Origin of the sequence: Streptomyces niveiscabiei (assembly GCF_001419795.1) — a bacterium.
Taxonomy (GTDB): domain Bacteria; phylum Actinomycetota; class Actinomycetes; order Streptomycetales; family Streptomycetaceae; genus Streptomyces; species Streptomyces niveiscabiei.
Map to the genome: position 1 here is coordinate 1 of NZ_LIRL01000709.1, position 8,749 is coordinate 8,749.

At 71.0% G+C, this 8,749-nt stretch carries 6 protein-coding genes and 1 pseudogene; all 7 read right to left on the bottom strand.

Going from position 1 to position 8,749, the window contains the following annotated elements; genetic code table 11:
• A pseudogene (locus AOK24_RS31185) lies at window positions 1-1,589 on the bottom strand (glycosyltransferase); the annotation flags it as partial.
• A 248-nt stretch (window positions 1,590-1,837) separates the two neighbouring features.
• Complete coding sequence (locus AOK24_RS52375; RefSeq protein WP_055723391.1) at window positions 1,838-3,430, bottom strand: dipeptide ABC transporter ATP-binding protein; 1,593 nt, start codon at window positions 3,428-3,430, stop codon at window positions 1,838-1,840.
• Window positions 3,427-4,425, bottom strand: a complete 999-nt coding sequence (locus tag AOK24_RS31195; protein WP_055723392.1) for an ABC transporter permease — start codon at window positions 4,423-4,425, stop codon at window positions 3,427-3,429. Before AOK24_RS31195 ends, AOK24_RS52375 begins: the two co-directional genes overlap by 4 nt.
• Window positions 4,422-5,438 (bottom strand): ABC transporter permease, encoded by a 1,017-nt coding sequence (locus AOK24_RS31200; RefSeq protein WP_055723393.1) that lies wholly within the window; start codon window positions 5,436-5,438, stop codon window positions 4,422-4,424. Before AOK24_RS31200 ends, AOK24_RS31195 begins: the two co-directional genes overlap by 4 nt.
• A gap of 36 nt (window positions 5,439-5,474) precedes the next feature.
• Window positions 5,475-7,196, bottom strand: a complete 1,722-nt coding sequence (locus tag AOK24_RS31205) for an ABC transporter substrate-binding protein (RefSeq protein ID WP_055723394.1) — start codon at window positions 7,194-7,196, stop codon at window positions 5,475-5,477.
• A 255-nt stretch (window positions 7,197-7,451) separates the two neighbouring features.
• Window positions 7,452-7,544, bottom strand: coding sequence for an Ms4533A family Cys-rich leader peptide (locus AOK24_RS52540; RefSeq protein WP_316685627.1), 93 nt, complete (start codon window positions 7,542-7,544; stop codon window positions 7,452-7,454).
• A gap of 57 nt (window positions 7,545-7,601) precedes the next feature.
• Window positions 7,602-8,537: a DUF3152 domain-containing protein gene (locus AOK24_RS31210; protein WP_055723395.1), complete on the bottom strand. Its 936-nt coding sequence runs from the start codon at window positions 8,535-8,537 to the stop codon at window positions 7,602-7,604.
• Window positions 8,538-8,749: the final 212 nt, after the last annotated feature.

Here is an 8,749-nt window from a genome sequence, read left to right on the forward strand (position 1 = left end):
CCCCGGCGCCCGGCGCCCTGCCCACCGCCCCGCCAGATGCGCCTCCGCGGGCATCCCGAACGGCATCGGCTCCCCGTCCTCACCGACCACGACACGCCGGACGGGGCACCGGGACACGACGTCCAGATAGATCGCGTCGAACGCGGCGACGTTCTGCTCGACGGTGAACAGCTCCAGCGCGCGACCCCGAGCGCCACGCACGCCTCCGCGAGCGCCCGCGGATTGCGCGGCGGGACGACGAGCCCGGTGCCGCCTATCGCCTCGACGACGGCGCCGACGTCGGTGGAGACGGTGGCGCGCCCGCAGAGCATGGCCTCGACGAGCCCGTCGGGGAACCCTTCGACGACGCTGGAGAGGACGACGACGGAGCCCGCCGCGTACGCCTCGGCGGCGCCGGGGAGTTCGGGTCCGCCGGGTTCCTCGAAGGAGACGGGGTTGTCGCCGACGGCGTAGGAGCCGGGGGCCTCGTCGGGGAAGAGCTGGGCGGCCAGCGCGCGGCAGTGGCCGAGGTAGGCGGCGCCCTCGGCGTCGGCGGGCGTGCCGACGACGCGCAGCCGGGTGCCGGGCTCCTGCCTGCGGATCTCGGCGAAGGCGTGCAGGAGGGAGACCAGGTCCTTGGCGGGCTCGATCCGGCCGACCCATACGAGGGTGCGCGGGTCGGCGGTGTCCGGCGCCTCGCCGACCTCGGCGAAGGGGCGGGCGTCGAGCCCGGGGTGGACGGTGCGCAGCTTGGCCGGGTCGGCGCCGCACCGTTCCTGCCAGCGGCGCGCGTGCGCGTTGCCGGGCGTGATCCGCGCCGCCCCCCGGTACACCTCGGCGGCGAGCCGCCCGTGGAAGGCCGCGAGCAGGGCCCGTACAGGGGCGGCACCCCCGAGGCCGACCGCGTCCCCGGCGCCCGCGTCGCCCCCACCGCGCGCGCCGTCGCCGTACGCGCCGCCCTCGAAACCCCCGTTCCCTGCCGGGCTCCCCGCGCTCCCGGTGTTCTCCAGATACTGCGTCCGCAACCGCACCCCGTACTCCGTCACAACGAGCGGCACCCCATAGAAGTGCCCGGCGAGGAGGCCGGGAAGGGCCACGACGCCGCCTGAGGTCGCGTGGCAGAGGTCGACGGCCCCGAGGGCGTCCTCGTCGTACCAGGGCAGCGACAGGGGCCTCAGGGCCCGTTCCAGGCCGTCCGTGACGGCGAGTAGGTCGGGGACGCGGGCCGCGTGGGCGGCGGGGCGGGCGCCCGGCGCGCGACAGGCGCGTTCCAGGGTGCGTACGGCCCGTTCGGAGCGGAGTGCGCCGGGCAGGCCGCCTTCGTCGCGGGCGAGTTCGGCGAGTGTGTACAGCGCGTTGCCGAAACGGTCCGCCTCAGCGGTGGAGGGGGACGCGGAGCAGATGGCCGCGGCCAGTTCGCCGTACGCGTCCAGGAAGCGCCCGCGTGCGCGGCGGCCGTGGAGGACGCCGTCGTCGCGGGGGTCGTCGGGGTGGAGCGTGTAGACGGCGAACTCGTGCTGCCCGAGCCCGCGCACGAGCCGGTCGCACCAGAGTCCGGCGTCACCGCCCAGATGCGGCCGGCCACCCTCCGTCAGCAGTCCGATGCGCACGAGCGCACCCCCGATCTCCCGTTCAGGGAGCCGTCGTTGACCCGACGGCTCACAGCGGGAAGAACGTATGCGGACAAGGCGGTGATGCGGCGGACGGTTGTCCGTCGCACCACCAAAAGGGGTGAACGGTCGTAACTTTCCCGTGCGGGTCGCGTTCTGTCGCGCTAAGGGATCACACGGTCACCGACCGGCGGGCCGAAAATCACATGAAAGCGCCCCAGGGGGACACCCTGGGGCGCTCTGTCGGCTCAGGCCGCCGCCAGCTCCCGCCGTTCGGCGCGCCTGCGCGCGGCGACACCCGGATCGAGCGCCGGTACGGCCGCCAGGAGCTGTTTCGTGTAGTCCTCGCGCGGCGAGTCGTACACCTCGTCGGCGGGCCCCTCCTCGACGATCCGGCCCTGTCGCATGACGGCCACCCGGTCGCTGACCTGGCGGACGACGGCGAGGTCGTGGGCGACGAAGACGAGCGCGAGGCCCAGTTCGCGCTGGAGCTCGCCCAGGAGGGCGACGACCTGCGCCTGCGTGGTGACGTCGAGCGCCGACACGGGTTCGTCGCAGACGATCACGCGCGGGTCGGCGGCCAGCGCGCGGGCGATGCCGACGCGCTGGCGCTGGCCGCCACTGAACTCGTGCGGGTAGCGGTCGTAGTGGCCCGCTTCGAGGCCGACGCGCTCCAGGAGTTCCGTCACCCGCGCGCGGATGGCCTTCTCGTCCCTCTCGCCTCGCGCGCGCAGGGGGTCGGCGATCGACTCGCCCACGGTGCGGCGGGGGTTGAGGGAGGAGACGGGGTCCTGGAAGACCATCTGGACGACGGGGTCCACGCGCGTGTGCGCGTGTCCGTCGAAGCGGATCTCGCCGGCGGTGGGCTTCAGGAGGCCCACCAGCATGCGTCCCAGGGTGGTCTTGCCGCTGCCGCTCTCGCCGACGACGCCGAGGGTCTCGCCCCGGCGGACGGTCAGGGAGACGTCGTCGACGGCGGTGAACGCCTTCTTGCCGCGCCCGAACTCGCGCCTGAGGCCGGTGGCTTCGAGGACGACGTCGTCGGTCGCCCCGGAGACCGTGCGGCGCGCGTCCACGCGCGGGACGGCGCCGAGCAGCTCGCGCGTGTACGCGTCCTTCGGGGCGCCGAGGACGTCGCCGATGGTGCCGTGCTCGACGAGCCTGCCGTGGCGCATGACGAGGACGTCGTCGACGCTCTCGGCGGCCACGCCGACGTCGTGGGTGACCAGCAGGAGGCCCATGCCGGTCTCCTCGCGCAGCGTGTGCAGCAGGTCGAGGATCTGCGCCTGGACGGTGACGTCGAGGGCCGTGGTGGGCTCGTCGGCGATCAGCAGGTCCGGTTCGCAGGCGAGGGCCATCGCGATGAGCGCGCGCTGGCGCATGCCGCCGCTGAACTCGTGCGGGCGCGACCGCGACCGGCGGGCCGCGTCGGGGATGCCGACGTGTTCGAGGACCTCGACCGCACGCGCGCGTGCGGCACGCTTCGTCGCACGCGTGTGCACGCGGTACACCTCGGCGATCTGGTCGCCGATCGCGTAGTACGGGTCCAGGGACGACAGCGGGTCCTGGAAGACCATCGCCGCCTTCCCGCCGCGCAGCCGGCGCAGCTCGTCGTCCGAGGCGTCCTGGACGGCCGTCCCGGCGACGGTCACGGAGCCGCCCACACGCGCTCCAGTGCCCCTGTGCAGGCCCAGGAGCGCCGAGGCGACCGTGGACTTGCCGGAGCCCGATTCGCCGACCAGAGCGAGCGCAGCGCCCTCCTGGAGGGTGAAGGAGAGGCCGTCGACGGCCTTCAGGGCGCCGAACTCGACCGTGAGGTCGCTGACTTCCACGAGGCTCACGCGAGCACCACCCGTCGGTCGGCCACCGCGTACAGGACGTCCGCGACGGCGTTGGCGAGGACCACGAAGAACCCGATGACCAGGACCATGCCGACGACGACCGGGAGGTCGACGACGCTGACCGCGTGGACCAGCTCCTGGCCGATGCCGGGCAGCCCGAACAGCGTCTCGATGAGCACCGCGCCGCCCACCGCGCTGCCGAAGTCGTTGGCGTTGAGGGCGATGACCGGCGCGAGCGCGCCGCGCAGGGCGTGCCGTCCGATGACCGCCCGCTCGCCGACGCCGTACGCGCGGAACGTGCGGATGTGGTCCTCGGCGAGCGTCTCCAGCATCGACGTACGCGTCAGGCGCGCGAAGTAGGCCGCCTCCGCGAGCGCGAGGGTGAGCCACGGCAGGAGGAGGTTCCAGGCCCACTGTTCGGGGTCGTCGGAGAAATTGACGTACTGCGGGAACGGCAGCAGTTCGAGCTGTCCGCAGACGACGATCATCAGCAGGAGGCCGATGACGAAGACCGGCATGGCGATCCCGGCGAGGGTGACGCCGGTCAGCGCGCGCTCGGTGAACCGGCCGCGCCGCCACACCGACAGCACGCCCGTGCCGACGCCCAGGATCAGCCACAGCACCATCGCGCCGAACACCAGCGACAGGCTGACCGGGAGCTTGCCGAGGATCGTCTCGGTGACCTGCTGGCCGGTCTGGTACGACATGCCGAGGCAGGGCGCCGAGCAGTGCTCGACGGAGGTGCCGGTCGAGTAGTCGTGGCCGACGACGATGCCCTGGAGGAAGTCCCAGTAGCGCAGGTACAGCGGGTCGTCGAGCTTGAGCTGCTCGGCGACCTGGCGGACCTGTTCCGGCGAGCAGCGCGGGCCGCAGGTGATCTGGGCGACGTTGCCGGGGGTGACGTAGAAGACCACGTAGATGAGCGCCGAGAGGGCGATCAGCGTGAGGACGACGCCGACCGCGCGGCGCAGGAGGAATCCGATGAGGCCGTTCACTGCGCGGCCCCCTCGGCGCTCTCGGCCTTCGCCTCCTGCTTGCGGCCCGTCCCGACGCGCAGGCGCGATGCCGCGCGCGGGTCGAGGGCGGTGCGGACGCCGTCGGCGAGGACCATGAGGGCCAGCACCGTGACGAACAGGGCGCCCGCGGGCAGCAGCAGGTACTGCGGGGCGGTCTGGTACCAGACGTTGGCGGAGGTGAGCATCTGTCCCCAGGAGGGGGTGGGCGGCTTGACGCCGACGCCGAGGAACGACAGGGCGGCCTCGATGGCGATGTTGGCGGGCGCCATCAGCGCGGCGTACGTGATGACCGGCGCGGCGAGCCCGGGGAGGAGTTCGCGGTGCGCGATGCGCCAGGTGCTCCAGCCGCTGAGCCGGGCGGCGGCGACGTAGTCGCGCTCCTTCAGGCTGAGCGTCTGCGCGCGGGCGATCTTCCCGATCGTGCCCCAGGCGACGAACCCGATGACGAGCGAGACGAGCACCGGGCGCGGGAAGCTCTCGGGGACGACGGCCAGCAGCGCCAGCGCCATGATGATCAGCGGCATCGCGACGATGATGTCCGTGATCCGGCTCAACAGTTGATCAACCCATCGGTTGCCGAGCGCGGCCGTGACGCCGACGACGACACCGAGGACGACCTGGACGACGGTCGCCGCGAGCGCGACGCCGAGGGAGACGCGGGCGCCGTAGACGAGGCGGGCGAACAGGTCGCGGCCGGTCTGCGGTTCGACGCCGAACCAGTGGTCGGCGCTGACGCCGCCGAAGGAGCCGATGGGCACGCCGCCGCGCGCCGAGTCGACCAGGTCGGGGTGGTAGGTGGTGGGGTCCTGGCCCTCCAGGGCGGTGAGGAGGGGCGCGGCGAGCGCGACCAGGACCAGCAGGGCGACGACGGACGCCGCGACCATGGCGGCACGCTGCGCGCGCAGCCGCCGCCAGAACTGACGGGCACCCGAAACCCCCGGGGCGGCAGTGTCCGTCCCGGGGGCCTGGGTGGCGTGGAGTGCCTGACTCATGTTGATTGCTTGATCGTCATTGAGTGTGTGTATCGACTACTTGACCGCGACCTGCGAGATGTCCAGGACACCCGTCCAGTCACTGATCACGACGTTCCTGATGTCCTTGCCGTAGAGCCGCTTGTAGACGGGGTGGAACAGCGGGACGGTCAGCGCCTGCTCGCCGATCTTCTTGTCGAGGGCGCCCCAGCGCTTGGCGGCGGCGTTCAGGTCGGTCAGCTTGTTGATCGCGTCGATCTCGTCGTTGACCGACTTGTCGTTCAGCTGGGCGGAGTTGAAGTTCGCGCCGTCCTTGACGATCTGGCGGCCGTCGAAGATCGGGGCGAGGAAGGGACCGCCGGAGGGCCAGTCGGCACCCCAGTGGGCGAGGAAGAAGCCCGGCTCGGTCTTCACGTTCTGGACCGTGTCGGAGTAGTCGTTGTCCTCAAGTCCCTGGAGCTTGACGGTGATGCCGGCCTTCTTGAGCGCGTCCTGGATCGCGGTCGCGATCTCGGGGCTGGTCTCGAAGTTCTTGTCGTTGGAATGCGTCAGCGTGACGGTCAGCCCGTTCGGGTGGCCCGCCTCCTTCAGCAGTTCCTTCGCCTTGGCGGCGTTGCCCGTCGCCCCGGCCGGGAAGAGGTCGTACGGCGTGTAGCCGAAGGACTTCTGGTTCGGCAGGTAGGTGGTGGCGGGCTCGGCGAGCGCGGAGCCGCCGGCCGCGTTGACCACGGAGGAGCGGTCGACGGCGTAGGAGATCGCCTGGCGCACCTTCGGGTCGTCGAACGGCTTCACCTTCGGGTTGAAGGCGATGTAGTTCGTGTAGCCGAAGTGACCGGTGCCCACGCGCGCGGCGAGGTTCTTGTCGCCGGTCACCTTCGCCAGCTCGGCCGGGCCGAGGTTGGTGTCCGTGGTGACCGCGGCGGCGTCCGCCCCTTGGGACGCGGACAGCCGCTGGTTGATCACCGCGGAGTCGAGGCCGGAGCGTACGTCGATCTTGTCCGGGTACGCCTTGCGCTCGGCGTCCGTCGCGGCCGACCAGTTGGGGTTGCGGTCCAGGACGACGTGCTCGCCGTTGTTCTCGTTCGTGACGACCTTGTAGGGCCCGGACGAGACGGGGTGCTCGACGTACTTGGTGCCGGTGTCCTTGGCCTTGGGGACCGGCGCGAACTGCGTCTGCGTCGCCAGGAAGGGGAACTCGCCCTCGGGCTTGTTCAGGTGGAAGACGATGGTCCGCGCGTCCGGCGTCTCGATCGCCGCGAGGCCCTTGGGGTCCTTGTAGGGGCCCTGGTAGTCCGCGGCGCCGACCAGCCAGTCCCGCAGGTAGGGGGCGCCGCCGGACAGCTCGGGCGCGAAGGAGCGCTCGATGCCGTACTTGATGTCGGCGGTCGTGATCGCGGTCCCGTCCTCGTACTTGAGTCCCTCCTTGAGGGTGTACGTCCACACGGTCGCGTCCTTGTTGGGGCGGCCGGTGTCGGTGGCGAGGTCGGGGACGACCTTCGCACCCTCGGCGCCGTTCTCGCGGTTGCGGGTGGTGAGCGTGCGGAAGAGGAGGGACGGCACGTTGCCGCCGCCGGAGGTGTAGAGGCGCGCCGGGTCCAGGTTCTTCTGGGGGTTGGCGTTGAGCACCGAGAGGGTGCCGCCCTTGTGGGGCGTGGCGTCGGCGCCGGAGGAGCCCTTGGCGTCGTTGTCATCCGGCCCGCAGGCGGCGACACCCGCTGCCACGACCAGGCTGACGGACGCCGCGGCCACGCGGCGGGCTATGACGGACGGTTGACGCATCGGTGGGGGCCTCTCGATTGACCGGACCGGTCGGGTTGACCGGGCTGATTGTGTTGACTGTGAGGTTGATTCAGTGGACCGACTTGACCGGATCGCTCCCCATCTCGACAGCCGTCCCGGTATTCGAGACAGATTGACGAGGAGTGAGACGATCGCGGACAGACGTCTGCCCCGGCGGCGGAGAGTCGAAGAAAAGTGACCGTGGTCACGACATAAGGCTGGGGATCCGACGCGCGCACGCATGAGGGCGGGGCGTCAGCAACAGTGGATGTCGGCTACACAGAGCGCGGTCACGCCGATGAGCGCGAGCTCGATGGCTGCGCTGGCGACGGCATGACTAGACCACATGGGCAGAAATATGAACGAAAATCGGTGCGCATGTCAACGTGACTTCTGAGCCGTTTGTCAACTGCCCGGGTACGCCCAGGGGTTGGGTCGGCAGCGGATCCCCTTGAAGACCAGGAACTTCGTCTGCTGCTGCATGACGGGAGCCAGGTCGCCCTCCTTGTCACACGTCTCATGTCCGTACCCGAGCCGGTGCCCCACCTCGTGGTTGATCAGCATCTGCCGGTACAGGTGCATCTGGTCGCCGTACGTCGGCGAACCCTGTGCCCAGCGGTACGCGTTGATCATCACGCGCTCGGTGGCGGTGGAGTTGCAGGACACGTTGTCCTGCGTGGTGTCCAGGCCGGACTTGTCGCACCAGAACGCTGTGGTGCCGGGACTCGCCAGCGTGATGACGAAATCCGGCCGTCCGCTGTAGATCCGCTCAAAGGTCCGGGCCCCGTTGTGCGCCCAACTCCGGTTGTCGTTCAGGGTCTTCTGCACGGCCTGCGCGAACAGTCCGCCGTCCAGCCCTATCCCCTGCTCGACGTCGACCCGGTACGTGTACTTCCGGCCCTTCCCCGGCGCCTTGTCGACGCCCGGCACCGCGTCGAACTTCCCCGACCCCTTGAGGTCCGCGGCCAGCGGGTACTTCGCGGCCATCTTCTCGTCGTACGACAGCGGCTTCACGCCCGCCGGCGCGGACGGGCTCGGGAGGACGCCGACCGCGCCGCCCGTCTGCGTGGACCGTTCACTCTGCGACTCGGTGCGAGCCGCCGTGTCGTCGCCACCGTCGTCGGCGACCTGTCCGGCGACGACCACCGCGAGAACGGTGGTGACGGCCGCCGCGGCGATGCCGGTGAAGGCGCGGCCCTTGGCGCTCTTCGCCGGGGCCGGGGCCTCGGCGTCAACGTCGGGGTTGACCGGGTCGACGGGGTTGAGCGGTGTCGATGGATGGTCGATACCTCGATCAACATCGTCACGTCGATCAAGCTGGTCAATGAGTTCGACGTCCATATGGACGGCATGGGCGGCATGGACAGCCGCGCCCCCACGACCGGACCTGTTGACCACATTGACTGCATTGATCGCATTGACCGCGTTGACAGCACGACCGCCGCCGTCCACCTGACCCGCCCCGTCCCCGAACGCGTCCACATACTCCTGCCGCGGTCCACCTCCCACCCGTGGCCTCGGCACGACGGACGGCCGCCCCGCGCCGCCCTCCC

What these genes read in the sequence shown, in the direction of transcription:
- AOK24_RS31200 (WP_055723393.1), bottom strand. Translation starts at nt 5,438, where the DNA reads ATGAGTCAGGCACTCCACGCCACCCAGGCCCCCGGGACGGACACTGCC.
- AOK24_RS31205 (WP_055723394.1), bottom strand. Translation starts at nt 7,196, where the DNA reads ATGCGTCAACCGTCCGTCATAGCCCGCCGCGTGGCCGCGGCGTCCGTC.
- AOK24_RS52540 (WP_316685627.1), bottom strand. Translation starts at nt 7,544, where the DNA reads ATGTGGTCTAGTCATGCCGTCGCCAGCGCAGCCATCGAGCTCGCGCTC.
- AOK24_RS31210 (WP_055723395.1), bottom strand. Translation starts at nt 8,537, where the DNA reads ATGGACGTCGAACTCATTGACCAGCTTGATCGACGTGACGATGTTGAT.